Genomic DNA, 26,814 nt, shown 5'->3' with positions numbered 1-26,814 from the left:
TGATGTCTTTTTTTCATTCAAGTAACCGATACATAAAAATAGATAACAAAAATAGAAGGAGTGTGCGATGAGATGAACGTAACAATCTATGATGTAGCGCGCGAAGCGAACGTTTCAATGGCTACCGTATCACGCGTTGTGAACGGTAACCCAAATGTAAAGCCTACAACAAGAAAGAAAGTATTAGAAGCAATTGATCGTTTAGGGTACCGCCCAAATGCGGTAGCACGTGGACTAGCAAGTAAGAAGACAACTACAGTAGGTGTTATTATTCCTGATATCTCAAATACGTTTTATGCAGAACTTGCACGTGGAATTGAAGATATCGCAACAATGTACAAATATAACATCATTTTAAGTAACTCTGACCAAAACAAAGAGAAAGAGTTCCATTTATTAAATACGATGCTTGGAAAGCAAGTGGACGGAATTGTTTTCATGGGTGAAGATATTACAGACATTCACATTGAAGAATTTAAAAAATCTCCAGTACCAATTGTATTAGCAGCGTCATTCGATGAGCAAAATGAAACGCCATCAGTAAATATTGATTATACACAAGCAGCTTACGATGCAATGAAGCACTTTATTGAGCAAGGACATAAGCGTATCGGTTTCGTCTCTGGTCCATTCATTGATAAAGCGGGAAGCGCGAAGAAGTTACAAGGTTATAAAAAAGCTTTAGAAGAAGAAGGTATTTCATATGATGAAAATCTTGTAATCGATGGAGATTACACATATGACTCAGGTATCGAAGCATTCGAAAAGCTTTGGAGCAATGATGAAAAGCCAACAGCAATCTTCGTATCGTCTGATGAAATGGCACTAGGTGTAATCCACGCAGCACAAGACGCTGGATTAAACGTACCAACTGACGTAGAAGTACTTGGTTTCGATAATACACGCCTTGCATTAATGGTTCGTCCGCAACTTTCAACAGTTGTACAACCGATGTATGATATCGGTGCAGTAGCAATGCGTCTATTAACAAAGTATATGAACAAAGAAAAAGTGGAAGATCACACTGTTATCTTACCTCACCGTATCCAATTTAGAGATTCAACGAAGTAAGTATAAAAAAGCTCACAGCGATTGCTGTGAGCTTTTATTCATATTCAGGATAATATTTTTCAATTACTGTATCTACAGTTTCATTTTTCTTAACGTGTAAAAATCTTGCGTACAATTCTTTTCCAGTTTCAAATGGCGTATCGTCTAATTCAAACACATGTAACACTTTTCGGAACGTCCATGTGATTTGCTCATCATACATATTATCGTATGTGTGCTCCGATTGTATAGCTATCTTTTCACCTAGTTCATGAGCTTCTTCTAAACTGTTTGCCTTAACAAGAATAATACTTTCTTCAAAAAGTGTATCGTGATTCTCTTCATAATGCTCATCAATTTTCGTAGGATCAGGCTCACCAGTATGAACAGACTCAAACAATAATCTTACAGCGTACACATTATGCTGCATGTTTCACTTTATAAATAATACTTGCGACAAGCGAAGCAGGTATTGTAAATACGTTACTTTGATAATGGTAATGTACTTGGGATTCTTCATAAGACATGTTGTCATATAGTTCGTTTTGTGAGACATTCATTTTTTTCTGTTTTTCTTTGAGCATTTTAATGTAGTTGTACTGTATTGGGACGAGAATGATGAAATAAGCTAATACGATTAGTGAAATCCAAATCATTATGAACACTCCCTTACAAAGAATATTTGTATATGGTAATTATATCAATTTATATGAAAAATATCCATATTTTCCTAGTGGTCAATTTCTTTTCCAAAATGCAAAAAGTTCTTCAGCGCTTCGTAAATTATGTTCAAGGCATGTTTGGGCAGTGCGTTTTAAAACTTTGTATTAACTGTTCAAATCTAGAAGGATCATATTGTTTCACATGGCCAGTAATAATGGTTTCATCTTTGTCTAAGTCAATTGTAATTTAATCGAATCGCTCTACTTGTTCAAAATATCCTACAATATCATCTTCCAATTGAAATTCTCCCTAGTTTATAGCTTATTTAGAAGATTTCTCTATAAATTGTATGATTCCTTGTTATATGTCACATAAGTGCAAATTTACCTATTATAGGGCAATGTCATGTATAATAGAAAGAAAAGGCTTGTGAGGGGGGAGAAGAGATGATCGTTCTTTGGATAATTACGCTTTGTATGACTGCTATTTTTGCATATATGACGTTAAAACAAAATGGCTTAAAGCGATTTGTTCCAGGAAGTATTCTTGCAGGAATTGCCCTTATCACGTATGTAATTTCTATTTTTATTGAAAGTGTATCAGTAGATATGAGCACAAGTTTAATGTTTATTGGTATTACACTATTTGCAGGTAGCATTATGGTACTTATGGTTGCTGGTATTATTTTATTTATTCATATGAATTCGGAAACGTTATAGCATATAGAAAAGGCATGTCCCGAGGGACATGCCTTTTTATCCGTTCAATTATGCTCTATCTTTAGAAGAGTTTTGCTGTTTTAGTAAGTCGCGAATTTCGCCAAGGAGTTCTTCTTCTTTTGTTGGTTCTGGAAGTTCTTCCTCTTTTTCTTCTTCTCTTTTAGATGTTAGTTTGTTGAAAACTTTAACAAACATAAAGATAGCAGCTGCAATAATTAAGAAATCAAAAATAGTTTGGATGAAGTTACCATACATAATAGATGATTTACCGAATGTAATTTTTAAATCTGTAAAGTCAACGCCACCTAATACCATACCAAGTAATGGTGTGATGATATCTTTTACTAAAGAACTAACGATTTTACCGAATGCAGCACCGATTACAACCCCGACAGCTAAATCGATTACATTACCTTTGAATGCGAATTTTTTAAACTCGTTCCACATGTGTTAATCCCATCCTTTCCACGATTCATTATGAAATTTATAATTCCTATCAACATATTCTATAGAAATTTACGAGAGAAATAAAGAGGAAATGGGAATGAAAGTAAATTCTGAAAAATGTATCCGTTTTAATTTTTGTTTACATCATCTAGTAAAGATTGTAGCATTTGCTGCGTTTTTAATCCTTCTAATCCATCTACAACAGGCTTTGTATCTCCGTGTACACATTCAATAAAATGATGAACAGCATCTTCAAAACCACGTTGTTTTAACGTTGTATCCCATGATGGGGAACCGCTTTGTGAAACTGAGTTTTCCTGTTCAATTTCAAATGTGTTCATATTTTTTACGCGAATGATTTTCCCTGGCGTTACAAGTTCAATTTGTTCTAAATTTGTACCGGCATGGCGATGCATTGCAGTAGAAAGTAACAGTCCACTTGGAGTTGTATATGTATGATGTCCGTAAAGAAGTTCATTCTTTTCATTGATTTGCATCATATTGTGAACGACGTTAAGGTCATTATTAGCTAACCAGCGAGCTGTATCTACAATGTGTAAATAATCATCTAACATAGTGAAATCGTACGTATATGGCCCGACTTTATTTGTGCGATGCTTTTCAATTCGAATCCATGAAATATCATTAGCCTGTTCTTTGGCAGCGACATACATAGGAACGAATCTGCGATTAAATCCGACCATTAATTTTCGGTTATATTTCTCGCTCAACTCGACTAGTTGCTCAGCTTGTTCCACTGTAGCTGCTAGCGGCTTATCAACATAAACGTCGATCCCTTTTTTCAGAAGTTCAGAAACGATTTCATAATGTGATGCAGTTGAACTATGCACGAAGATTGCATCGCATTCCGAAGCTAACATTTCAATAGAATGAAAGTCTTGAATCCGGTATTGCTGGCAAACTTGTTTTCTTTTCTCCTCGTTAGGTGTAAACGCCCCTACAAAATTCCAATCTGTTTCTTTTGTAAGTGTTGGAAGATAGGCCTTTTGCGCAATACTTCCAAGTCCAATCATCCCAATTTTAGGTTTGTTCATTTTTATTCCCACCCTATTAATATTAATGTAACGGCTTAAATGTAGCATAGGGTAGGGGAGGAAGGCAAAAATTAGCTTTTTACTTACGTCCTTCTAACAAAATCTTCTCTATCTCTTCAAAGTTATGAGCGCGAGCATGCTCTAACGGGGTAACACCATCATGGTCTGGAATATTTACATCTGCACCGTGCTCAATAAGAAGGCGAATGACTTGTTGCTGTGTTTCGTTTCCGTTATTTAGTACGATGGCTTCCATTAAAGCTGTCCATCCGAGGTTATTTACATGATTTACATCAATATTTGTTCGAGTGAGGAGTTCTTTTATAACTTCAATATAGCCATGTTCTGAGGCTGGGATAAGAGCTGTTCCACCGTAACGATTTGTAATCATAGGATCTGCACCAGCATCAATTGTTAGCTTTAAAATGTCTAAGTAACCTTCCGCACTGGCGTATAGAAAGGGATTGTTTTTCATGTCATCTTGGATATTTACATCAGCACCAGATTCGATAAGCGCTTTTGCGGTTTTTACATCATTTTTGTATGTAGCAATCATAAGCGGAGTGCGTCCTTGATTATCCGTCGCATTTATATTTGCGCCTTGTTTTAGTAAAGATATAACAGTATTCGTTTCATTTTTTTCAGTAGCTGCTAGTAGTGCAGTCTCCATGTTTGTCATCTCCTTTTTTACTTCTTGTTCTTGCGAGCATCCTTGTAAAAAAATTACGCAACATATCATACTGAATGTTTTTTTGAACATGGAATTTCAACCTCCTAATTTCAACTGTAAAATAGGAACATTAAATTTTTATAAACTGACGCTAAAATTACTATAAAATCGCTTGAGTATTTGAACATATATTTTTATGCTTATGAATATGAAGGATGGGTAAAGTGAGGATGTAAATGATGTCTATTAAAACAAGGTTTTTATTTTCTTATATTGCTGTAATTCTCGTTTCTATTACGCTCATATTAGTCGCGGGATTTTTAATTGTTTTTTCGATAACAGGTGACTTGGAAGCAGTGAAAAATTTCTATAAAAGTTCTTACATTCAAAAGCCGCTTACACCAGAAGAAGAGAATGCCTATCTTGAATTAAAATTAGCGGCAAAGCAACATCAATCTCAATTATTAGATGAATCGTTCGTTTCATCAATTGAAAAAGAAGGCGTGAAAATAATTGTAAGAAAGGGAGAAAACATTTCTTATGCTACAAAGGGTTTTGAAAGTTCGACTTTAACAGAAGCCCTTCCGAAATTTGAAGCAGCAAATATTAATAGTCGTGGTACAACGGAACTAGGTGATACATTTTATCGATATGTAAAATTTGATTTTTATTTTGCAGAGAAAGAAGAAGGGAGTATATTTGTACTAAAAAAGCAAAGTTCATTTGTAGATCTTACACAAAAATTATTTCCAATCTTATTCGTATCGCTTTTACTATTAGCTATTTTACTTATTGGGTTATTAAGTTATCTCGTTTCAAGAAGTGTAATAAAACCAATTTTTGTATTGAAAGGCGCAACAGAGAAAATTAAAGAAGGAAATTTAGATTTTCAAATGCCAGTTACATCGCACGATGAAATAGGTCAATTAAATCAAGGATTTGAGGAAATGAGGAAGAAGTTAAAAGAATCGATTGAAGTACAAACGCAGTATGAAGAAAATCGAAAAGAACTTATTTCAAACATATCGCATGATTTAAAAACACCGATTACATCTATTATCGGATATGTAGAGGGAATAAAGGACGGGGTAGCAAATACGCCAGAAAAAATGGATAAGTATTTAACGACAATTCACACGAAGGCAAAACATATGGACACACTCATTGATGAACTCTTTTTGTTTTCAAAGCTCGATTTGAATCGAGTTCCATTCCAATTTGAGACAGTTGAATTAAATACGTTTATGCAAGAATTAATAGAAGAGATGCAGATGGATTTAAGTGAAGAAGGTATAGAAGTTAACTTACAATTACATTCATCGCCATTATATGTAACGGCTGATTGCGAAAAGATAAATAGAGTTATATCAAATTTAATTCATAATAGTGTGAAGTACATGGATAAAGAAGAGAAGAAAATTACTGTAACAGTATCGAGTGATAACAATAAAGTTATTGTGAAAGTGATGGACAATGGATCAGGTATAGAATCTGATACGCTACCGTATATCTTTGAACGTTTTTATCGTGCAGAACAATCGCGAAATTCTAGCACAGGTGGAAGTGGACTTGGTTTAGCAATAGCGAAGCAAATTGTTGAAGAACATGGCGGGGAAATTTGGGCGGAAAGCGAGCTTGGTAAAGGCACAAGCATTTTCTTCTCATTGGAAAAAGTAGAGGAATGTGGTGAGTAAATTGAAAAGAATTTTACTAATAGAAGATGAAGTAAGTATTGCAGAATTACAGCGAGATTATTTAGAAATTAATGATTTCCAAGTTGATGTAGAGCATTCAGGAGAAACAGGTTTACAAATAGCCCTGCAAGAAGAATATGATTTAATTATTTTAGATATTATGCTCCCGAAAATGAACGGATTCGAAATTTGTAAACAAATACGTGCTGTAAAAGATATTCCGATTCTACTTGTTTCAGCAAAAAAAGAAGATATAGATAAAATTCGCGGACTCGGATTAGGAGCGGATGACTATATAACGAAACCGTTTAGTCCAAGCGAATTAGTTGCAAGAGTAAAAGCACATATTGCCCGTTATGAAAGATTATCAGGAAATGTAAGTAAGCAACGTGATACGTTATATATTCACGGAATTTCTATCGATCAACGAGCGAGGAAAGTTTTTATAAACAATGAAGAAGTGGCATTTACAACGAAGGAATTTGATTTATTAACATTCTTTGTAACACATCCAAACCAAGTATTAAATAAAGAACAGTTATTTGAACGCATTTGGGGATTAGATTCCGCTGGTGATTTAGCCACTGTTGTCGTCCACATTAGAAAGCTACGTGAAAAAATTGAAAGAGATCCTGCCCACCCGCAATATATTGAAACAGTATGGGGAGCTGGTTATCGTTTTAATGTGTAGGGAACCTGCCGAGTAATTGGCAGGTTTTTTGTATGTTATTCGAATGAAAAGGAAGGAATAGGTAATTTATGTTAAAATATAAAGAGAAACAAAACAGAGGAGAGCATGGGGAGCGTGCTATATGTTGGGGGATATATTAAAAGATAATAAATCAAACAAGGCTTTAAAGATTGGAACTAATATCGTACTTATCTTATTGATTATTGGTGCAATACAAATGTTTTATGACGAAGATTCTACGAATGATCATTTTGGTTGGTTCTTTTTTGCGATCTTTTGGGTAATTAAAAGCATTTCTAGCTCTAAGGTAAGTTTAAAAGATAGAGATAAAAAGTCGGTATTACTTGATGTGGGTTTAGTTGTTATTTCTTGTATTTTTTTAGTTGTTTTTAGTGTGAAATATTTCTTTTGAAAAAAGCTCATAGTCTTATAGAGGCTGTGAGCTTTTTGTCAGTGTTTAGGTTTTCTTAATAATAACGGTACTAACGATTTATAAAATGTTTGAGTAGTAGAAGTAAACTGAGTAGCTTCTTCTAAAAAAGGATAATGGTTGCTGTTTTCAAATGGAATGAAGATAGAATTACGTATCCCATCATGCATCTTGATAGAATACTGAATTGGGCACTGTACATCATATCTTCCGCATATAATAAGTGTCTTTGTTTGGATGGAAGGTAAATACTCTCTTAAATCAAATGAAGGATATTCATTGACGAAAGCATTCATCCGGCTAACGGACATTGTTTTTTTGATTGGTTTACAAAAATAAGAGTTGTAGTTTTCTGGTTTATACAATGATAATTTTGTTCTCTTAGTAGATAGTTCTTTCCGTTCTTCACTTGTAAGGTGAGGGCTTTTTAAGTTTTCGATGAGCTCTTGCATATAATGAAATTGTGAATGTTCGGGATGATAAATGCAAAATGGTGTTTCGGTATAGTTACTTGCTGCAGCTCCTACTACGGCTAATGATTGTAAGGAATTTGGATATGTAATCGTATATAAAAGTCCAAGCATACCACCTGTTGAATGGCCAGCGAAATGCCATGTTGGAAGTTGTAATGCTTCTCGTATGGCTTCCAAGTCGTGGATTGTTTCAATCATGCTTAATTCGTTTTCTGACTGGGCGGTTACAGAGCTACCAGTATCTCGTAAATTAATGAGAAATACACGATGCGTAGCAGTAAAAACATCCGCAAAGTAATCACCAGTTTCATTAAATTGTGAATAGTGATGTGTAATACAAAGCGATTCGCCATCTCCTTTTGTAAAGAGTTCAAATGTACCACGTTTCGTGTGGATCATTTGTCGTTTCCACATAATATCACTACCTTTTCTCATAAAAGTTGGGCCAGGCTGTTATGAAATGAAAATATATCGGCGCATTTCGAAATATATCAGCGATTATTAAAATATATCGACTTACCGACAGAAACCGACAATAAATAAAAGGAGGCTATTCAAAAACGAGCCTCCTTTTCGTTTAGTACAAAGATTTTGTCATATTATTCCGAATAATTTCAAGGGATTTCGCTACAGTTAATGCGTTTTTTTCTTCAATTTCTGGTTTACGGGGGATAGGTTTATACATGTTGTCTGGATCTTCCCATGTGAGGGGAAGTTCTGTTTCTGCTTGTCCTTTCCAAGCTTCAATCCATTCTGGAGGGAGATAACCTGAGATGTTTTGGATGTTGTTCATTTCGAGCCAAATGAGTGCCCAAGCTCTTGGAACGACGCGCCAATGGTCATAGCCACCACCGCCGACAGCGATCCAGCGACCGTCGCAATATTCATTAGCAATTTCACGAGCGAGTTTCGGTATTTCGCGGTAAATATTCATGGTCGCACAAAGGTGTGTAAGTGGGTCGTAGTAATGTGCATCAGCACCATTTTGCGTTAAAATAATATCCGGTTTAAAGTACGCTGCAACTTCTTTTACAACAGTTCGATATGATTCTAAGAACGATTCATCTTCTGTAAAAGCATCGAGTGGAACGTTAAAAGAATAACTATAACCATTACCTTGTCCACGTTCGTTTACAGCACCAGTTCCAGGGAATAAATAGCGACCAGTTTCATGTAATGAAATGGTGCATACGTTAGGGTCATCATAAAATGACCACTGTACACCATCACCGTGATGAGCGTCTGTATCAATATATAGGACGCGTAAACCGTATTTCTTCTGAATATACTTCATTGCGATAGAACTGTCGTTATAAATACAAAAGCCAGATGCTTTACCACGGAAGCCATGATGTAAGCCGCCTCCTAAGTTAAGCGCGTGTTTTACTTTTCCGGAAAGAACAGCATCGACAGCTGTTAATGTGCCACCAACGAGCAATGCGCTTGCTTCGTGCATATTTGGAAACATCGGTGTATCTTCTGTTCCAAGTCCATATGTCATCGCAATTGATTTTTCTAAATTTCCTTCTCCAGCACGTTTTACCGCATTTATGTACTCCTCTGTATGAACGTAGGCAATCTCTTCATCTGTAGCCATCCGTGGTGAGATGATTTGAGAGGGAGAGATGAAACCGCCCTTTTGTAATAAATCATACGTAAGTGTGACGCGCAGTTGGTTAAAAGGATGATCAGGGCTAAATGAATAGCCCCGAAAGTCATCCGAATAAATAAACGCGCTACTCATGCTTGCATCCCCATGATGTTTGGCCATAATACGCGGTAGCCTTCTGCTTCAAGTGCATCAATCACTTTTAGAGGATTCATCGTTTGAATGCGGAAAACGAGTACTTTATCATTCTCGTCTTTTGCTGGATAGACGAGAACGCTCACGATATTTATTTGTAAATCACTAAAAATAGCAACGACTTTTCCAAGAATACCAGGTTCGTTTTTTACTTGAATTTCAATTTGCGAACTCGGTTGATGTGCTCCTGTTAATTTTACTAACGTGTGTAATACTGTAGATTCAGAAATGATTCCAACTAACTTCCCGGCCTTTGTAACAGGAAGGCAGCCAATTTTATTTTCAAAAAATAAAGTAGCAATTTCCTCAACGAAATCGAGAGGGTGGCAAGTCATTACAGGATGTTTCATAATAAGTTCAAGCGGTTGCTGTAGCATATCGAGTGAAACTTGTTCATCTAGAATAGACGGACTTGCATCTCTTACATCCCGATCAGAAATAATGCCTACGACGTGATTATTTTGATCGACAATTGGAATGTGCCGAATGCCTTTCGTGCGAATCGTTCGGATTGCTGTTTCGATTGTATCGTTTGGATGTAGTGTAACTACATTTTGATTCATAATTTCTTCTACAATCATTCCAGTTGCCCCCTTTATTAATACATAAAACGATTGTGAAAACGTAGACGATCAAAAGCTTGAATAGAATCCGTATCAACGCGTTTACCGATGCGGACCATTAAACAGTTGGCGGGATGTGAACAAATTTCAGGATCGTCTGTAGCCATCCATTGTAACCCGCCGGCATTCATCATCTTTTCCATTACTTTTCGGTATTCCCACACATTCAATCCTGTTTGTTTCAAATCCCAGTGCCAATAATATTCAGTCGTCAATATAATGTAATCTTCCATATAATCGTCCATCATAGAAACCTCTAGTAAGTTCTTTCCGACAGAACTCCCGCGGAAGGCTGGGACTACTTCTATTGCCCCAAGCTCAATTAAGTTTTCCATTTTTCCTTCTGACCATCGTTCAAGTGGATCAGGATATAAATATGTAACATATCCAACAATCATTTGGTCATGTCTAGCAATAATGAGTCGAGCTTCTGGTAATTTAGAAATTTCGACAATTGCTTTATATTGCTGTTCAGCAGGACGAAATGCAACTAAATCTGGATGAAATTCATACATTTCAAGATTATGTGTAGAGACAGGACCTTCAATAATTAAAGTGCCTTTCGCTGTTTTTAAGTTTCTAGCATTGTATATTTTTTTATGAATCAATGTATTGCTCACCACCTTGAGGGTTTGTGAATCTATTAATATCGTACTTTATAATATATGCGATGTGAATCGAATTTTGTCATTAAAAATTTGTCTAAAAATCAACAAATATACTGAAAATTTTAAATAATATCATTATAATAGATAATAGAATACATAGGAGGGGGATGTAAAGTATGAAAGTAGAAACGCTTCCTGTCATTAAAGGAGAAAATAATTTGCCGAATTATGATGAGGCATACGCGAATTTTAACTGGGAAGAGGTTAATAAAAACTTTACTTGGAATGAAACAGGCCGAGTAAATATGGCGTATGAGGCAATTGATAAGCATGCGAAATCCGATCGAAAGAATAAAGTAGCTCTTTATTATCAAGATGGATCGCGAAAAGAGAAATATACATTTAAGGAAATGAAGGATTTTTCTAATAAAGCAGGGAATGTCCTGAAAAATTATGGCGATGTAGAAAAAGGCGATCGCGTTTTTATTTTTATGCCACGTTCTCCAGAGTTATATTTCGCACTTTTAGGTGCAGTGAAATTAGGAGCAATTGTTGGACCGTTATTTGAAGCATTTATGGAAGGTGCGGTTCGCGATCGTTTAGAAGATAGTGAAGCGAAGGTGTTAATTACAACGCCTGAGTTATTAGAGCGTGTACCATTAAATGATTTACCTGCTTTAAAAACAGTTTTCCTTGTTGGAGATAATGTAGAAGAAGGCGGTAAAACGGTAGCGTTCAATCCTTTATTTGAACAAGCTTCAAAAGAATTACATATTGAATGGTTAGGCCGTGAAGATGGTTTAATTCTTCACTATACGTCTGGTTCTACTGGTAAGCCAAAGGGTGTGCTTCATGCGCAAAATGCAATGGTTCAGCACTATCAAACGGCGAAATGGGTATTAGATTTAAAAGAAGATGACGTATATTGGTGCACAGCTGACCCGGGCTGGGTAACGGGAACTGCTTACGGTATTTTCGCACCGTGGTTAGTTGGAGCGTCAAATGTTATTTTAGGTGGACGCTTTAGTCCAGAAGCTTGGTATGAAGCACTGCAAGATTACGGTGTGACGGTTTGGTACAGCGCACCAACAGCGTTCCGTATGTTAATGGGAGCTGGACAAGACGCAATTAAAAAATACGACTTATCACAAGTTCGTCACGTATTAAGCGTTGGTGAGCCGTTAAATCCAGAAGTAATTCGCTGGGGTATGAATGCATTTGGACTTCGTATTCATGATACGTGGTGGATGACAGAAACAGGTGGACAAGTTATTTGTAACTACCCTTGTATGGAAATTCGCCCAGGCTCAATGGGTAAACCAATTCCAGGTGTGAAAGCAGCGATTGTTGATAATGAAGGAAATGAAGTTCCTCCATACACAATGGGTAACTTAGCAATTGCGAAAGGTTGGCCATCTATGATGCGTGCAATCTGGAATAACCAGCAAAAGTATGAATCTTATTTCATGCCGGGAGATTGGTACGTATCAGGTGACTCTGCCTATATGGATGAAGATGGATACTTCTGGTTCCAAGGACGTATTGACGATGTAATTATGACTTCAGGTGAGCGCGTTGGTCCGTTTGAAGTAGAAAGTAAATTAATCGAGCATGCTGCTGTTGCAGAAGCAGGTGTAATTGGTATTCCTGATCCAGTGCGCGGCGAAATTATTAAAGCATTTATCGCACTTCGAGCAGGATACGAACCATCTGATGAATTAAAAGAAGAAATTCGTCAATTTGTAAAGAAAGGCCTAGCAGCTCATGCAGCGCCAAGGCAAATTGAATTTAGAGATAAATTACCGAAAACGAGAAGTGGTAAAATTATGCGCCGCGTATTAAAAGCGTGGGAGTTAAATTTACCAACAGGTGACTTATCAACGATGGAAGATTAAGAGAGGAAGGTCTGAACGAAAAATGTTCAGGCCTTTTTTTATGTTATTATTAACTTATATATATAAGTTAAAGGGGGGGAGTATGATGAAAACAGAAAAAGAAAAGATGATACTAGGAGAAATGTACATACCGGCTGATCCAGTTTTAGTACAAGAAAGAGAGCAAGCACGTATATTAACGAGAAAATTAAATGATACGCCAGAAGAGCAATTGAAAGAGCGTAGCGAAATCGTAAAAGAATTATTTGGAACGACAGGAGATAATATTCATCTTGAATCTTCTTTTAGATGTGATTACGGTTATAACATTCACGTTGGCGAAAATTTTTACGCGAACTTTGACTGTACGATTTTAGACGTATGCCCGGTAACAATCGGAGTGAACTGTATGTTAGCTCCAGGTGTTCACATTTATACAGCAACACACCCGCTTGATCCAGTAGAGCGCATAAGCGGATCAGAATACGGAAAACCAGTTACAATTGGCGATAACGTATGGATTGGCGGAAGAGCAATTATTAATCCAGGTGTAACAATTGGAGACAATGCGGTGATCGCATCTGGTGCTGTCGTAACGAGAGATGTACCTAATAATGTAGTAGTTGGCGGGAATCCCGCAAAGATTATAAAAAAATTAAAATAATATTTGAACGAAGTGTCTTCCTCGTCTGTATACATTTGTGAAAGAATAGATGAGGGAGGCTTTTTTATGTCTAATAAATTACTTCTTGCTTTTGCTTTAATTGGAATTATAGTTGTATTTTCTTGTGGTCTTTTCTTACCGATACCAATTGGATATAGAGTATCAATGCTTACAGCTGGAGCTATAATGGGTGTTCTGTTTTCAATAATTATTCCATTTGATAGAAAACATATAGTACGGAAAAATGGATATAAAATTGATTTTACAAAAACAAAAGTGTATTTTCGCTGGAATGTATTTGATACTATTTCTGTCTGCCTTGCGTTGTATGCATGCATATGTGTGCAAGCGTTAAATATTTTAGTTGCAATGGGATTTACGATTCAAAACCCATATGTGCAATTTTTTACAAATCAATCACAATTGTGGATTTTTATTGCGATTGCATATTTAATTTCCCGTATTTCATTAACGTTAAAAGGAATAAAGGAGATCAAAAATCATGGCGCAGATTGGGATTGAGGAGGAGCTCATGCTTGCTTATCAAAGTGGAGATAAACAAGCGGGAGAAAGACTATATATTTTAATCAAACCAGCGCTATACACATTTTTATATCGATTTAACCGAGATGAACAATTAAGTATCGATCTTGTGCAAGATACGTTTTTGACGCTAGAGCGTAAGAAACATATGTATGAAATTGAAAAAGGTAAAATAAAAACGTATTTATTTCAAATTGGTTATCGTCTTATGATTAATAAATTGAATAGGAGAAAAAAGTGGCGTACGCTTTTGCCATTTTTAGTGCCGATTCCGGAAAAAGAATTTTCTCACGAAGATCGGCTCACAGTAAGAGAAGCAATTTTGAAAGTTCCAGAAGAGCAAAGAGCGGTCCTAATCCTTTCTTATTATCATGATATGCAGCAAAAAGAAATTGCAGAAATATTAAACATTCCGATTGGAACAGTGAAATCGAGACTTCATAATGGAATAAAGAAATTGAAACAATTGCTGGAGGTGGATGAAATTGAGCGAAAATCCCTTTAAGAGTGAATATAAGTTAAAGCAACATTTAGATAGTGATCATGTAGAAATACCAGACTTTCCAAAAACGGTAAGTCGATTCGATCGATTAATCGGGTTTCTTGGTTCCCCGGCGAAAGATCCTGTGGAGGCGACCATTGGAAATGATTTATCGGTTGTATTTCATGTATCGTTGTTAGTTGGGGTTCCAATTCTTTCTCTTATTACGATACTCTTTATGGCGTTGTAAAGGATTGGAAAGAAGAGAAATTCCACCTCTATTTGACACGCCTATATAAATGATGGTATAAAGAAAAGTATATGAATAATTGAGCGTGGAAAGGGAGAAGTAGTGATCATTTCCCTGTTTTAGAGAGCTGATGGTCGGTGAAAATCAGCACATAGATGATCGCGAATTACGCCCCTAGAGCATCTTTTTTCGATTGAATTGTATTCAAAAGGGAAAAGACGGTGCTAAGCCGTTATGTAAATAAGGTGGTAGGCTTTTTTGCCTGCAACTAGGGTGGTAACGCGATAATCAAAATCGTCCCTTATTTGAAGGGGCGATTTTTTTATGTTTTCAACCTTCACGCCAGTAATGAACTTAAAGGAGAGTATGTAGGATATGGGTATTTTACAAGATCTTGAATTTCGCGGTCTAATTAATCAGCAAACAGATGCTGAGGGCCTTGAGCAATTATTAGAAAAAGAAAGCGTTAAATTATACTGTGGTTTCGATCCGACAGCAGATAGCTTACACATCGGTCATATGTTACCAGTATTAATGTTACGTCGTTTCCAATTAGCTGGTCACCAACCAATCGCACTTGTTGGCGGTGGTACTGGTATGATCGGTGACCCAAGTGGTAAAAAAGCAGAGCGTACATTAAATACGAAAGATACAGTTGCTTACTACACAGAAAGCATTAAAAACCAACTTTCAAACTTCTTAGAGTTCGAAAACGTGGACAACCCAGCAACGATGGCTAACAACTATGACTGGCTTGGTAACTTAGATGTAATTTCATTCTTACGCGATATCGGTAAAAACTTCGGTTTAAACTATATGTTAGCAAAAGATACAGTAGCATCTCGTTTAGAAACTGGTATTTCATTCACTGAGTTCAGTTACATGATTTTACAATCATATGACTTCTTAAACTTATACCAACAACATAATTGTCGCCTACAAATCGGTGGTAGTGACCAATGGGGTAACATTACAGCTGGTCTTGAATTAATCCGTAAATCAGAGGAAGATGCGAAAGCATTCGGTTTAACAATTCCACTTGTTACTAAATCTGACGGTACGAAGTTTGGTAAAACAGAAGGCGGAGCAATTTGGTTAGACCCAGAGAAAACAACTCCTTACGAGTTCTACCAATTCTGGATTAACACAGATGACCGCGATGTTGTTAAATACTTAAAATACTTCACATTCTTATCTCATGAAGAAATTCTTGAGCTTGAAAAGCAAGTAGCTGAAGCGCCAGAAAAACGTGCAGCACAAAAAGCATTAGGTTCTGAAATGACAAAACTTGTTCACGGCGAAGAAGCATTAGAGCAAGCGATTAAAATCTCAGCTGCATTATTCAGCGGTTCTGTAGCAGAACTAACTGCAAGCGAAATCGAGCAAGGATTCAAAGACGTACCATCTGTAGAACGTACTGCAGAAGATACAGTATTAATCGACCTACTTGTAGAAAGCAAAATCTCTCCATCAAAACGTCAAGCACGTGAAGATGTAACGAACGGCGCAATCTACGTAAACGGTGAGCGTACACAAGCATTAGACTACGTTGTAACAGAAAACGACCGCATCGAAGGTAAATTCACAATCATTCGCCGCGGTAAGAAGAAATATTTCTTAATTCGTTACTAATAAATAAAAAGCTTTGAGGAATTTCCTCAAAGCTTTTTTGTTTTAATCTCCTTTTCGAGTTCATACGGAAATCACATGTAAGCGGTATGATAAACGTATAACAATTAGAAAGGAGTGGTAAAACGAAATGTCACTAGAAGCGTTGATTATTTTTTCTTTGCTAAATGCGGGTCAACTTGCAGAGAATTCGAAGGTTGATATACATAAAGAGCAGAAAGATGCTTATGTATATGTTCAAAAAGAGGAAAATAAATAACTTTATTTTATATATAAATAAAAGGCTGTTTGAAAAACTGTTTAGTTAATTCAAACAGTTTTTTTATTGAAATACAATGAAGGTCATGAATCAGATAATCAGTTTCTTATTTAGGCAATTATCAATAAAAGTAATGCTTAGTCTTACTATCATAAATATAAAACAATTGGTTAATTGGAGACATAGAAAAATTATTTTTAAGCTATGTTTTAAAAGTTCGTGAAGATACTTGTAGTATTTCTAATAATCAATGATCATTAACATTCTTTACTATGTTTTTAGGGGTTAAGAGTTACAAAGAACGTGCTAGTAATTTTGAAAATAACTATCAACAATTAAATGTGTTATTAAATAAACTACAACGGTTAGAGGATGATCCGAGTTCAATTAATCAACTGAAATTAAAGGAACTTCACCGAGATTATGAAAAGTTAATTTTGGAAAAAGAAAATCATATTAGTATTGATTACATGACATGCAAACCAGATCATGAAAAGAAATATAAAGATGAAATAAGAAGATATGTGTGGCGAGAAAGGTTTCAAAGATTTATTGTGTTTTGTTTACCTTTAATATTATTGATCATATTTATGAATAAGTGAAACTTAAAGCATTCCTTATGGAGTGCTTTTTATTATGCGGAAATTACATAGGTAGTATGAATTAAATCATCGTCACTTCGAATAAAGGAAAAGCACCCACAATGGATGCTCTTTCAGATATGTTAATTTTATTTTGAAGGGTTGTTTCTTGTTTTCATTTTTGAGTATTTTAAATATACCTTTGATGAAAAGTCGCATACGTAAAAGGTTCCGTCTTCCTCTTTATATTTTTCATAGAATACACTTCTTTTATCATCGATAATAAAATTGTGTATTAATTGTAACTCTTTTATTTTTTCTTCGTTTAAGTTTTCTACAAGATATTGTGTTTTATGTCTATCTCTCAGTTGCTGATTTAAATATTTATAAAAGAAGCTCATAAATAAAGGGATAAAGATAGCGATTAATACAAAAGTATTTTTTGAAGTTTGAAAGAGATTACCATCAATTTTGATATTAAAGAGGGCCCAATAAATGAACATAAAATTAATCATGTTAAGTAGGCCAACATATCTAGTGATTCTACAGAATAAACTATTTTTATTAGGTTTAATGAAGGGGAGGGTGGTTGTTATTATTAAAAGTATTAAAAATAACAAAGAAAATAAGAGCGTACTCACTTGATATAATGTTTTTAAAATGAAAGAATAGTCAATTGGTACACTAGGTATAAAAAATTTAAAATAAAGTGCAGGAAGAATAAATACACATATTGCAGCAATGACTATATCTTGCCAAAACATAAAAATATCCATCTGTTTACGTTTAGTTTTGTTCATAAATAATTGATCGAATTCATTGGTAGTGGAAGATTCCATATAGAATGAACCGAATCCCTTGATAAGTCCCCACACCCCTACAGCTGCACCTGTAATTTTAGCTATATCAGCAATTTCAGTAAATGACATATAACTTATATATCCTCCTTTAAGAATTTAGGTTTAATATTCCAACTTAACCATTATATCAAAATTTAATAATATATTTCTCCAATAAGCTATTTATGTAACGTATTATTTTATAAAGGTATTGAAGGCACTAAAATATCCTTAGATAGTTATGAATTACCAATTTCTTATTTTTGAAATTTTTAATTTATTTTAGATGCTGGAGATCCAGTAGAAAAGATCAGTCGTGAGAAAATCCTAGAGGAACATGATAGAAAGGTTGTTTTTGAGGATGGTGAGTAAAGAGTCTAAAGAAAGAGCGTTGCGAGATAATTCACCTAGTGAAGAGCGGAAGTAAGTGAATTAGATGGGCATGATGCAAAAGGGGAAAAATAAGAAATAGTTCTTATATAGTAATAATCTTATATGGTAAGATTTATTTACAACATAAGGGGGAAACAAAGTGAATATAGCATTAATTATTACATCAATTATTTCGTTAGTTACACTAATTGTATCGATTTATAACGCTAGAACCTTAAATGAAAACAAGGAAAAAGATCGTAGGATAGGTGTAGAATTATCTGAGAAAAGAAGAATGCAAAATGATTTATTCGAACACATTACAAAAGTTCTTGATTTGGGTAGAAGATGTAGCGTGGAAACTGATGAAAAAGAAAAGCAAAAAATGAAATTTGAATTGTTAGATCACAAAATATTTATTTGGATTAACTTAGATAGACAAAATAAATTTACAAAAGATTTAAAAGAAAACTGTAATGGATATATTACTTGGTGTGCTGATTTTTTAAGTACATCGGATGAAGAGAAAAAAATGCATTATCAGAGAGCTTCTGAGCAAAATAAAAAATATATATGGGTGCTAATTGATAAATACATTGAGGAAGAAAATATATTAATAGAAGGATTAATGTAGTCACATTCAAAGGAGTGTGGCTTTTATTGTATTTTTGATGTGAGGAAAGCTTTAATAAAATTCCTACATAAACAAAACTTTATATTGAGAAGGGAAGGGCATGAATAATATAGGTAATTAAAGTATAGTAATTAATTTATTCATTTTCTTATTCTGTTTACACCGAACCATTTCTATACACGTACCAGCTTTTTTATTTTAGCTTTAATTATATGCGTTGTATAAAATAAAAAAAGCCCAGGCCCCTTGATAAACAAGGTTCCTAAGGCTTTTAATACGACTCTTTTCAGAGTACCGAGATTAACGAGAGTAGAACTCTACGATTAATGCTTCGTTGATTTCAGCTGGTAACTCAGCACGCTCAGCGTGACGAGTGTAAGTAGCTTCTAATTTGTCAGCATCGAAAGTTAAGTATTCTGGTACGAAGTTGTTAACTTCGATCGCTTCTTTAACAACAACAAGGCTGTTAGATTTTTCGCGAACGCTGATAGTTTGACCAGGTTTTACACGGTAAGATGGGATATCTACGCGAGCGCCATCAACCATGATGTGACCGTGGTTTACTAATTGGCGAGCTGCACGACGAGTGCGAGCTAAGCCCATACGGTAAACTAAGTTGTCAAGACGAGCTTCAAGAAGGATCATGAAGTTTTCGCCGTGCTTACCAGGCATTTTACCTGCTTGGTCAAATGTGCGACGGAATTGACGCTCAGTCATGCCGTACATGTGACGAAGTTTTTGTTTCTCTTGTAATTGTAAACCGTATTCTGAAAGTTTCTTACGTTGGTTAGGACCGTGAGGACCTGGTGCGTAAGGGCGTTTTTCTAATTCTTTTCCTGTGCCGCTTAGAGAGATTCCAAGACGACGAGACAGTTTCCAAGCTGGACCTGTATAACGAGCCATAGTTGACTCCTCCTTTAAAAATGTTTTTATTTACGTAAAATAAAAACAGACGTAATCGATATTTACGGGCATTTTGTTTTCATGTACCTTCGCTCCAGCAGCAGGGAGTTACGAGATACACCTCCGTAGAGGAACAAAATACAAACGATAAACTCACATTACAAGGCTGCCTTTTTATTTTACACAAACGCTATTATATCTTTTACCCAGAGTTTCGTCAAGCGAGTACGTTTTTGTTTTATGCATATAAATTTTGGAAATTAATATAAGAAGGAATTTAAAACAATATAAAAGAAGAGATAGAAACACAAATAAAACGCTTACATAAAATGTAGTAAAAACGTTCATCAGTTTTTTACTGGTGAATATGCGGTAATAAAAACATAAAGGGGATGTTTTTATGAAAAAGAAGCATATGGAGACAGCGTTAATTCATCACGGTTATACACCTGAGGAACATAAAGGAAGTTTAACACCACCTTTATTTCAAACCTCTACGTTTACATTTGAGACTGCGCAGCAAGGAGAGGCGAGTTTTGCGGGAGTGGATCCATCTTATATTTACTCAAGGCTTGGAAATCCGACTGTGAAATTATTTGAAGAACGTATGGCGGTGTTAGAAGGAGGAGAAGAAGCACTTGCCTTCGGATCTGGTATGGCAGCTATTTCAGCAACTTTAATCGGTTTTTTAAAGGCTGGAGATCATATTATTTGTTCAAATGGATTATATGGGTGTACGTACGGTTTTTTAGAAGTGTTAGAAGAAAAATTTATGATTACGCATTCGTTTTGTGAGATGGAGACAGAGGTTGATATTGAAAATAAAATTCGTCCAAATACAAAGCTTATTTTCGTTGAAACACCGATTAATCCGACAATGAAATTAATCGATTTAAAACAAGTTATTCAGGTTGCGAAGCAAAATGGTTTACTTGTCATTGTTGATAATACGTTTTGTTCACCTTATTTACAAAGACCGCTTGAGCTTGGCTGTGACGCTGTTGTGCATAGTGCGACAAAATATATTGGTGGCCATGGTGACGTTGTAGCGGGTGTAACAATTTGTAAAACGAAAGCGTTAGCTGAAAAGATTCGCCCGATGCGAAAAGATATCGGCGGCATTATGGCGCCGTTTGATGCGTGGTTATTATTACGCGGGTTAAAGACGTTAGCGGTAAGAATGGATCGTCATTGTGATAATGCAGAAAAAATTGTATCGTTCTTAAGAAAACATGATGCGGTAGAAGGTGTTTGGTATCCAGAAGGGGAATTAGCATCTCGTCAAATGAAGCGCGGGGGCGGTGTTATTTCTTTTTCAGTAAAAGGCGGAAAAGAAGAGACGCAAGCATTTATTAATGACCTCCACTTTATTACAATTGCGGTGAGTTTAGGAGATACAGAAACGTTAATTCAGCATCCAGCAACGATGACGCACGCTGCGATTCCAGCTGAACTAAGAAAAGAAATGGGCATTTTCGATAATTTAATACGCTTATCGGTTGGTTTAGAATCTTGGGAGGATATCGTTTCTGATTTAGAGCAAGCATTAAAGAAAATATCTACTGTTAATCAATAAAAAAAGAGTGAGCTATCGGTTTTGTACAGGACGTACTAAATCGATAACTCGCTCTTTTCTTTTTACATATGTTTTAGGAGTGTTTCCACAAACTTTTCTAAATAGCACTGATCTACTTCATCAAAACGATTCTTTTCAGGACTATCAATGTCAAGTACACCAATGACAGCTCCTTCTTTCACAATCGGTACAACGATTTCTGAATTAGAAGCACTATCGCAAGCGATGTGACCTGGGAATTGGTGAACGTCCGCTACAAGCTGCGTTGTTTTCGTTTCAGCTGCTACGCCGCAAACGCCTCGTCCAAATGGAATGCGTACGCAAGCAGGCATTCCTTGGAACGGTCCAAGGACAAGCTGATTTCCTTCTGTTACGTAAAAGCCAACCCAATTAACGCGATCTAAAAATTGGTTTAATAATGCGGACGCATTTGATAAGTTTGCGACTACGTTTGATTCGCCAGTTAATAACGCATCCAGTTGTTTAATTACTGTCTCATATTGCTGCACACGAGATCCTGCATAACTTTCTTTAGTAAACATGGAAACAGCTCCTTTTTTATCGAGATGTGTAAAATATTAGCAAAATACGATGTATTTCACATGACTTTGTCGATAGAAAATTAAAGGAATTTGTCTTAAAAGTCAAGAAATTTAAACTATAGCTGTTCATTGAGAGGAAGTGAGCGCATGAAGCAGACGAAACAAAAAGTAATTGATGCGGCAATATCGTTGTTTAATACGAAAGGTTATGATGGAACGTCGGTGCGAGACATTGCAAAGCGAGCGGATGTGAATGTAGCGAATATTTCATATTATTTTGCTGGGAAGCAAGGTTTATTAGAACAGCTTATTACTGATTTTTTAGAAGGGTATATTCATGTGATTGAAATTTCGTTTGAACAGAGAGAGTATTTGTCGGCTAAAGATGTGATGGTGCAAATGGTGCGTGGGATGTTACGATATCAATTTGAAAATAGAGAACTAACACGTTTCTTCTACCGAGAGCTTTCGCTTGATACGACATTAATTCGTGAAGTAATGACCGTTTATTTTTCTAAAGAAAGATATTATATAGAGCAAATTATTAGACAAGGACAAATGAAACAAGAATTTCAGAAAGTATCATTTACAATGTTTATGACGCAATTAAAAGGTATGATAAATATGCCGTTTTTATATCCACAATATATATCAGAAGTACTGCATTCTTTCCCGTCTGAGACATTTTTCATAGAAATGTATACGAAAGAGATTGAGCAATGGATGGAACAAGCATTATGTAAAGCAAATATGTACCATGAATGGCCAAGAGCTGTTCATATGTGAAGAATCCCCACCTAACGAACTGAGGTGGGGATTTTTATGTTTACTTTTCTTTGCCATAAATTGTTACATAATAGCGCGATAATTGTTAATGCAGCTCCAGCAATTTCGATTTTATCGACTGTATAACCTCGAAAGATAGAACCAATCAGTGCAAGGATAGGGACTAAATTCATAAATAATATGCCGTTAATAGATGAAATATAGCGATTTCCCATATTCCAGCAAAATACAGCGATAACTCCTGCGATAATCGACATATAAAGGAGCTCAAAACGAACGCTCACAACTGTACGCAGTGACGGCATAGTAACTATATTTGTGTACGTTAAGAAAGTAACAATAACGATGAGTGAAATGGAGCCAAATAAACAAGTTAATGTCGTATATCGAAGTGGTGACCAAGATTGAAAACGAGCACCCCCGTTTGTATAAATGACCCAGCAAGTAACACCGCATAGCATTAATATATTTGTCGATAAGTGACTTGCAGCTCCAAATAATAAGTGAATATTTCCTTTTGAAATGACAAGCATAACACCGAGTAATGCAACGAACATACAAAGAAATGTGTAGTTTTGAGGGCGACGATTTTTCGTTATCCATTGCAGTGATAAGGCGATTAGAGGCATAAGGGACTGAATCATAGCTGCATGAATTGCTCCAGAAGGCCCGGCAAGTTGTTGTCCGTAGAAAACGAGAAAACCATATCCTGCGAAACCGAATGTCCCGTAAAAGAACAGAGAAAGTGTTTTTTTTTCTAAGCGGAGTGAAGTCTTCCCTTCAGTAATTAATAGCAAAATAAGAAAAATAATAGCTGCTGATCCATAGCGAATCGTTGTGAAGAAGAACGGATCGATAAATTGCAGGGCATTTGCCATTACAGGAAACATAAATCCCCAGGCAGTTACGGCGAGTAAGCATAGAAAGGATCCGAGTAGCATTTGTTTTTTGTTCAAGAGTATCTTTCCCCTTTACATTTCGTTATAGTAAGTTGATGAAATAAGTATAAAGAGTAATTGTTTATAGGAGGAAATATCGATTTCTTATAACGGTTATAACTTTTTGTTAGAGGTGTGTACGATGGATTTGGAGGCAGTACGATCGTTTATCGAAGTGAAGCATACGCGAAGTTTATCAAAGGCAAGTAAGATTTTACATATATCTCAACCAGCGCTTAGTAAGCAAATTCAAAAGTTAGAAGCGGATTTAGGGGTTACTTTACTTAAGCGTTCTGCGCAAGGAGTGGAGTTAACGGAGGCAGGAGAGTTATTTATAAAAAGAATGCTACCGATTTTGGAACAAATAAATGAAGTGAAAACAGAAATGAGGGGGTATCAAGAGAACCGAAAGTTTTCAATTGGTATACTACCGAGTTTAGCAGAGCATTACATATTAGAATGTAAAGATGTATTAGGTGATGAGTTCGAAGTAGAGTGGCAAATCGGACATACGGAAGTATTAAGAGATTTATTTAAAGCGCGGGAGATTGAAGCGATGTTCATCGATTCAGTAGTAGAAGGTGCTACGTATATAAAAGAAGTGCAACAAGAGAAAATTGTTTGTGCCGTTTCAAATAATCATCCGTATAAAGAGAAGAAAGTCATTCAAATAGAAGAGCTGCAAAATGAAAAATTAATTGTATATCCAGAAATATGCGATGTAAGGAAAATGATTATGAACATGTTTCATGAGATAGATGTAAAACCAACTATAGCTGTGGAAACATCTTACGCAGAACCGATGCTTGCAATGGTAAAAGCTGGCCTTGGCATCACTTTACTTCCAGAAAGGGCAGTAGAGCAGTCTGTAAGGCAGGGAAATGTACATGGAATTTCTGTTGAACCACCACTCATGCGGAAAATTTATTTCGTATCTCATACGAAAGATTGTTTGGTATTACAATCATTTGAGGATAGGTAGTGAGGTAGGCGGAATATTGAGAAAGATTACAATTGCATTGAAAGAAACATGAAATTTTAAAAAAAACTAGGTCAAAAACAAGCCATTACATGGTATGATTAGTACATTGTTAGTTGTTAAATATAGGGGAATTCCCTTTTTATACATAATGCCTTCCATTTCATAAACGGAACGGACAAAAAAAGAGATATAACTAGGAGGCTTTTTTGCATGGATTCTATCCTGACGATCGTTATCATTGTAGTAAGCTCTATTCTAGTGCTGCTCATGATAGAGCTTGTGATAAGAAATCGTTCATATAAAGATATTGAAGCACTGGAGCAGTGGAAACAAGAGATAAAAGATAAACCTGTGGCAGATGAACTAAAACGGGTAAAAGATTTAAACATGACGGGTCAAACAGAAGAACTGTTTGGTAAATGGCGTGAAGAATGGGATGAAATTGTATCAACAACCCTTCCGAAAGCTGACAAAGATTTAGCGCAAGCGCGAAAATTCGCCTCGCAATTCTCCTTCCGAAAAGCAAAGCATGCGATGAACGAATCCATAAGTGGTTTAGATGACGCTGATAATCGTATTACAGGTGTTTTAAATGAATTACAGCAATTGTTAGAAAGCCATGAGAAAAATAGCTCGGAAATTGAAGGGTTACGTGATACATATCGTAGTATGAAAAAGAGTGTTCTTGCTCATAGACATATGTATGGAGCAGCAGAGCAGAAAATCGAAGAGATGCTAGACGCTGAATCTAATAAATTTAAAAGCTTTGAAGAAGCAACAGATAATGGTGACTACTTAAAAGCGAGAGAAATTGTTATTAGTTTAGAAGAAGGTTTAGCAAGTTTAGAAATCATTATTCACCAAATTCCAGATTTATTAGTAGAGTGTCAAGCGACGCTACCAGTTCAACTGGAAGATTTATTACAGGGTCATAATGATATGGTAAGACAAGGTTATGTATTAGAGTATTTGGAAATCCCTAAAGAAGTTCGTGATATGACGACACAACTAAACACATGTTTAATAGATATACAGGAGCTTCATATAACAGAAGCGGCTGAAAAAGTGGAAGACTTAAAAACTCGTTTAGATGGTTTCTATGATCAACTTGAGCAAGAGGTGCATGCGAGACATTATGTGGAGCAAAAAACACTTTCTGTTTATGAAGACTTAGAAGAAATACGTATCGAAACGATTGAAACGAAAACAGAAACACAACTTGTGAAACAAAGCTATCAATTGCAAGATAAGGATATTGAATCTCAAAAAGTAATTGAAAAGCAAATGCACATTTTAACGAAACGTTTTGAAATGCTACAATTACGCGTTGCTGAACAAGATATTGCCTTCTCTATTATTCGTGAGGAACTTGAAGAGGTTTATGAGCAATGTGAAACGTTAAAAGTACTTCATGCAGAATATAAAGAAATGCTGCAAACGATGCGTAAAGAAGAATTTGAAGCACGTGAGAAGTTACAAGAAATGCGAAATACTATTTTCGAAACGAAACGCTTTATGCAAAAGTCTAATTTGCCAGGTCTTCCAGAGAGTATTGTGGAAGATTTAAAAAGAGGGCAAATGGCAATGCAAGCTGTATATGAACAATTAGAAGTGAAGCCGTTAAATATGAACGCTGTAAATAGTAGTTTAGAAGAAGCATACACAACTGTGAACGGTGTAGCTGAAATGACAGAAGAGTTAATTGGACAAGCGTATTTAGTTGAAAAATTAATTCAATACGGTAACCGTTACCGCAGTCATGATGAAAGCCTTGCAGAAAGCTTAAATTATGCGGAGAAATTATTCCGTGAATATCAATACGATGCAGCTTTAGAACAAGCCGCTTCTGTACTAGAGCAACTTGAACCTGGTGTTGTTCAAAAAATAGCTGAATATGTAGACAATGAACAAACCCTTTCATAAAAGGGTTTGTTTTTTTGTGTAATTTTGCAGGCGATGTTGCTATAATGAATAGCGGAATACAGTAAGGTTATTCGTTTCAAAATAAAGTGGAACTGTAATCAGTGGGGGTAT

Annotated in this window: 31 protein-coding genes and 1 other annotated feature; of the genes, 18 read left to right on the top strand and 13 right to left on the bottom strand. The window is 35.7% G+C overall.

Features of this window, described 5'->3' with window-relative positions:
* Positions 1 to 72: 72 nt before the first annotated feature.
* The gene (gene ccpA / locus ACUXVC_RS23510) at positions 73 to 1,071 is read left to right on the top strand and encodes a catabolite control protein A (RefSeq protein WP_001103303.1); all 999 of its coding nucleotides are present in this window, start codon (positions 73 to 75) and stop codon (positions 1,069 to 1,071) included.
* A gap of 34 nt (positions 1,072 to 1,105) precedes the next feature.
* Here ccpA and ACUXVC_RS23505 read toward each other — a convergent pair whose 3' ends face one another.
* Both ACUXVC_RS23505 and ACUXVC_RS23500 read right to left on the bottom strand, forming a co-directional pair.
* Positions 1,106 to 1,468 (bottom strand): DUF4288 domain-containing protein, encoded by a 363-nt coding sequence (locus ACUXVC_RS23505; RefSeq protein WP_446026156.1) that lies wholly within the window; start codon positions 1,466 to 1,468, stop codon positions 1,106 to 1,108.
* Position 1,469: 1 nt separating this feature from the next.
* Positions 1,470 to 1,706, bottom strand: coding sequence for a DUF3949 domain-containing protein (locus tag ACUXVC_RS23500; RefSeq protein ID WP_000637899.1), 237 nt, complete (start codon positions 1,704 to 1,706; stop codon positions 1,470 to 1,472).
* A gap of 453 nt (positions 1,707 to 2,159) precedes the next feature.
* On the opposite strand from ACUXVC_RS23500, the gene ACUXVC_RS23495 reads away from it, so the two are divergent.
* Positions 2,160 to 2,432, top strand: coding sequence for a DUF3917 domain-containing protein (locus ACUXVC_RS23495; protein WP_000636589.1), 273 nt, complete (start codon positions 2,160 to 2,162; stop codon positions 2,430 to 2,432).
* A 48-nt stretch (positions 2,433 to 2,480) separates the two neighbouring features.
* On the opposite strand, the gene mscL is transcribed toward ACUXVC_RS23495, so the two are convergent.
* The 3 genes from mscL to ACUXVC_RS23480 all read right to left on the bottom strand — a co-directional run bounded on the left by mscL (position 2,481) and on the right by ACUXVC_RS23480 (position 4,694).
* The gene (gene mscL / locus ACUXVC_RS23490) at positions 2,481 to 2,879 is read right to left on the bottom strand and encodes a large-conductance mechanosensitive channel protein MscL (protein ID WP_000267003.1); all 399 of its coding nucleotides are present in this window, start codon (positions 2,877 to 2,879) and stop codon (positions 2,481 to 2,483) included.
* A 128-nt stretch (positions 2,880 to 3,007) separates the two neighbouring features.
* Entirely contained in the window at positions 3,008 to 3,934 is a 927-nt protein-coding gene (locus tag ACUXVC_RS23485) for a Gfo/Idh/MocA family protein (protein WP_090976882.1), read from the bottom strand.
* Positions 3,935 to 4,013: 79 nt separating this feature from the next.
* Entirely contained in the window at positions 4,014 to 4,694 is a 681-nt protein-coding gene (locus tag ACUXVC_RS23480) for an ankyrin repeat domain-containing protein (RefSeq protein WP_446025844.1), read from the bottom strand.
* Between the two features lie 149 nt (positions 4,695 to 4,843).
* Between ACUXVC_RS23480 and ACUXVC_RS23475 the strand changes: the two genes are divergently transcribed.
* The 3 genes from ACUXVC_RS23475 (at position 4,844) to ACUXVC_RS23465 (ending at position 7,401) form a co-directional block, all read left to right on the top strand.
* The gene (locus ACUXVC_RS23475; RefSeq protein WP_000023857.1) at positions 4,844 to 6,298 is read left to right on the top strand and encodes a HAMP domain-containing sensor histidine kinase; all 1,455 of its coding nucleotides are present in this window, start codon (positions 4,844 to 4,846) and stop codon (positions 6,296 to 6,298) included.
* Between the two features lies 1 nt (position 6,299).
* Positions 6,300 to 6,989: a response regulator transcription factor gene (locus tag ACUXVC_RS23470; protein ID WP_003271808.1), complete on the top strand. Its 690-nt coding sequence runs from the start codon at positions 6,300 to 6,302 to the stop codon at positions 6,987 to 6,989.
* Between the two features lie 121 nt (positions 6,990 to 7,110).
* Positions 7,111 to 7,401, top strand: a complete 291-nt coding sequence (locus ACUXVC_RS23465) for a hypothetical protein (protein ID WP_000900160.1) — start codon at positions 7,111 to 7,113, stop codon at positions 7,399 to 7,401.
* Positions 7,402 to 7,439: 38 nt separating this feature from the next.
* Here the strand turns inward: ACUXVC_RS23465 and ACUXVC_RS23460 are convergent, their stop codons facing one another.
* From ACUXVC_RS23460 to acuA, 4 genes are all read right to left on the bottom strand, one after another.
* Positions 7,440 to 8,327 (bottom strand): alpha/beta fold hydrolase, encoded by an 888-nt coding sequence (locus ACUXVC_RS23460; RefSeq protein WP_446025843.1) that lies wholly within the window; start codon positions 8,325 to 8,327, stop codon positions 7,440 to 7,442.
* Positions 8,328 to 8,469: 142 nt separating this feature from the next.
* Positions 8,470 to 9,636, bottom strand: a complete 1,167-nt coding sequence (gene acuC / locus ACUXVC_RS23455) for an acetoin utilization protein AcuC (protein WP_000092829.1) — start codon at positions 9,634 to 9,636, stop codon at positions 8,470 to 8,472.
* Complete coding sequence (locus ACUXVC_RS23450; protein WP_000634583.1) at positions 9,633 to 10,277, bottom strand: acetoin utilization AcuB family protein; 645 nt, start codon at positions 10,275 to 10,277, stop codon at positions 9,633 to 9,635. The genes acuC and ACUXVC_RS23450 overlap by 4 nt, the downstream gene beginning before the upstream one ends.
* Positions 10,278 to 10,294: 17 nt before the next feature.
* Entirely contained in the window at positions 10,295 to 10,927 is a 633-nt protein-coding gene (acuA, locus tag ACUXVC_RS23445; RefSeq protein WP_000581393.1) for an acetoin utilization protein acetyltransferase AcuA, read from the bottom strand.
* A 176-nt stretch (positions 10,928 to 11,103) separates the two neighbouring features.
* On the opposite strand from acuA, the gene acsA reads away from it, so the two are divergent.
* The 8 genes from acsA to ACUXVC_RS23405 all read left to right on the top strand — a co-directional run bounded on the left by acsA (position 11,104) and on the right by ACUXVC_RS23405 (position 17,229).
* Positions 11,104 to 12,822, top strand: coding sequence for an acetate--CoA ligase (gene acsA, locus ACUXVC_RS23440; RefSeq protein ID WP_000862047.1), 1,719 nt, complete (start codon positions 11,104 to 11,106; stop codon positions 12,820 to 12,822).
* An 82-nt stretch (positions 12,823 to 12,904) separates the two neighbouring features.
* A complete protein-coding gene (locus ACUXVC_RS23435; protein WP_043924715.1) occupies positions 12,905 to 13,465 on the top strand; it encodes a maltose acetyltransferase domain-containing protein in 561 nt (186 codons plus the stop codon).
* Positions 13,466 to 13,531: 66 nt separating this feature from the next.
* Positions 13,532 to 13,987: a hypothetical protein gene (locus ACUXVC_RS23430; RefSeq protein WP_000066427.1), complete on the top strand. Its 456-nt coding sequence runs from the start codon at positions 13,532 to 13,534 to the stop codon at positions 13,985 to 13,987.
* The gene (locus tag ACUXVC_RS23425) at positions 13,968 to 14,513 is read left to right on the top strand and encodes an RNA polymerase sigma factor (protein ID WP_000057198.1); all 546 of its coding nucleotides are present in this window, start codon (positions 13,968 to 13,970) and stop codon (positions 14,511 to 14,513) included. Before ACUXVC_RS23430 ends, ACUXVC_RS23425 begins: the two co-directional genes overlap by 20 nt.
* The gene (locus ACUXVC_RS23420; RefSeq protein ID WP_001293782.1) at positions 14,494 to 14,739 is read left to right on the top strand and encodes a hypothetical protein; all 246 of its coding nucleotides are present in this window, start codon (positions 14,494 to 14,496) and stop codon (positions 14,737 to 14,739) included. Before ACUXVC_RS23425 ends, ACUXVC_RS23420 begins: the two co-directional genes overlap by 20 nt.
* A gap of 77 nt (positions 14,740 to 14,816) precedes the next feature.
* Positions 14,817 to 15,044 (top strand) — a binding site (T-box leader).
* 70 nt (positions 15,045 to 15,114) lie between these two features.
* The gene (gene tyrS, locus ACUXVC_RS23415; RefSeq protein WP_000512083.1) at positions 15,115 to 16,371 is read left to right on the top strand and encodes a tyrosine--tRNA ligase; all 1,257 of its coding nucleotides are present in this window, start codon (positions 15,115 to 15,117) and stop codon (positions 16,369 to 16,371) included.
* 127 nt (positions 16,372 to 16,498) lie between these two features.
* A complete protein-coding gene (locus ACUXVC_RS23410; RefSeq protein WP_000050940.1) occupies positions 16,499 to 16,627 on the top strand; it encodes a hypothetical protein in 129 nt (42 codons plus the stop codon).
* A gap of 272 nt (positions 16,628 to 16,899) precedes the next feature.
* A complete protein-coding gene (locus tag ACUXVC_RS23405) occupies positions 16,900 to 17,229 on the top strand; it encodes an SLATT domain-containing protein (protein WP_446025842.1) in 330 nt (109 codons plus the stop codon).
* A gap of 128 nt (positions 17,230 to 17,357) precedes the next feature.
* Here the strand turns inward: ACUXVC_RS23405 and ACUXVC_RS23400 are convergent, their stop codons facing one another.
* Positions 17,358 to 18,137, bottom strand: a complete 780-nt coding sequence (locus ACUXVC_RS23400; RefSeq protein ID WP_446025841.1) for a hypothetical protein — start codon at positions 18,135 to 18,137, stop codon at positions 17,358 to 17,360.
* A 442-nt stretch (positions 18,138 to 18,579) separates the two neighbouring features.
* Here ACUXVC_RS23400 and ACUXVC_RS23395 point away from each other — a divergent pair, with 442 nt between their 5' ends.
* On the top strand, positions 18,580 to 19,053 hold the full coding sequence (locus ACUXVC_RS23395) for a hypothetical protein (protein ID WP_446025840.1): 474 nt from the start codon (positions 18,580 to 18,582) through the stop codon (positions 19,051 to 19,053).
* A 300-nt stretch (positions 19,054 to 19,353) separates the two neighbouring features.
* Here the strand turns inward: ACUXVC_RS23395 and rpsD are convergent, their stop codons facing one another.
* Positions 19,354 to 19,956 carry a 30S ribosomal protein S4 gene (rpsD, locus tag ACUXVC_RS23390; RefSeq protein WP_000135315.1) on the bottom strand — a complete coding sequence of 201 codons (603 nt, stop codon included), beginning with the start codon at positions 19,954 to 19,956 and terminating at the stop codon, positions 19,354 to 19,356.
* Positions 19,957 to 20,356: 400 nt separating this feature from the next.
* Between rpsD and megL the strand changes: the two genes are divergently transcribed.
* Positions 20,357 to 21,532: a methionine gamma-lyase gene (gene megL, locus ACUXVC_RS23385; RefSeq protein WP_000726576.1), complete on the top strand. Its 1,176-nt coding sequence runs from the start codon at positions 20,357 to 20,359 to the stop codon at positions 21,530 to 21,532.
* A 62-nt stretch (positions 21,533 to 21,594) separates the two neighbouring features.
* On the opposite strand, the gene ACUXVC_RS23380 is transcribed toward megL, so the two are convergent.
* On the bottom strand, positions 21,595 to 22,074 hold the full coding sequence (locus ACUXVC_RS23380) for a GAF domain-containing protein (protein ID WP_000494338.1): 480 nt from the start codon (positions 22,072 to 22,074) through the stop codon (positions 21,595 to 21,597).
* Positions 22,075 to 22,221: 147 nt separating this feature from the next.
* Between ACUXVC_RS23380 and refZ the strand changes: the two genes are divergently transcribed.
* A complete protein-coding gene (gene refZ, locus ACUXVC_RS23375) occupies positions 22,222 to 22,860 on the top strand; it encodes a forespore capture DNA-binding protein RefZ (RefSeq protein WP_000814914.1) in 639 nt (212 codons plus the stop codon).
* A gap of 11 nt (positions 22,861 to 22,871) precedes the next feature.
* Here the strand turns inward: refZ and ACUXVC_RS23370 are convergent, their stop codons facing one another.
* Positions 22,872 to 23,816, bottom strand: coding sequence for a DMT family transporter (locus ACUXVC_RS23370; protein WP_098976331.1), 945 nt, complete (start codon positions 23,814 to 23,816; stop codon positions 22,872 to 22,874).
* Positions 23,817 to 23,940: 124 nt separating this feature from the next.
* On the opposite strand from ACUXVC_RS23370, the gene ACUXVC_RS23365 reads away from it, so the two are divergent.
* Both ACUXVC_RS23365 and ezrA read left to right on the top strand, forming a co-directional pair.
* A complete protein-coding gene (locus ACUXVC_RS23365; RefSeq protein ID WP_144465117.1) occupies positions 23,941 to 24,780 on the top strand; it encodes a LysR family transcriptional regulator in 840 nt (279 codons plus the stop codon).
* Between the two features lie 210 nt (positions 24,781 to 24,990).
* Positions 24,991 to 26,703 carry a septation ring formation regulator EzrA gene (gene ezrA, locus ACUXVC_RS23360; protein ID WP_098976333.1) on the top strand — a complete coding sequence of 571 codons (1,713 nt, stop codon included), beginning with the start codon at positions 24,991 to 24,993 and terminating at the stop codon, positions 26,701 to 26,703.
* The last annotated feature ends 111 nt before the right edge of the window (positions 26,704 to 26,814 follow it).

The sequence above is a fragment of the Bacillus sp. N6 genome (assembly GCF_052805735.1).
This window is presented reverse-complemented; position numbering and strand designations above follow the sequence as displayed.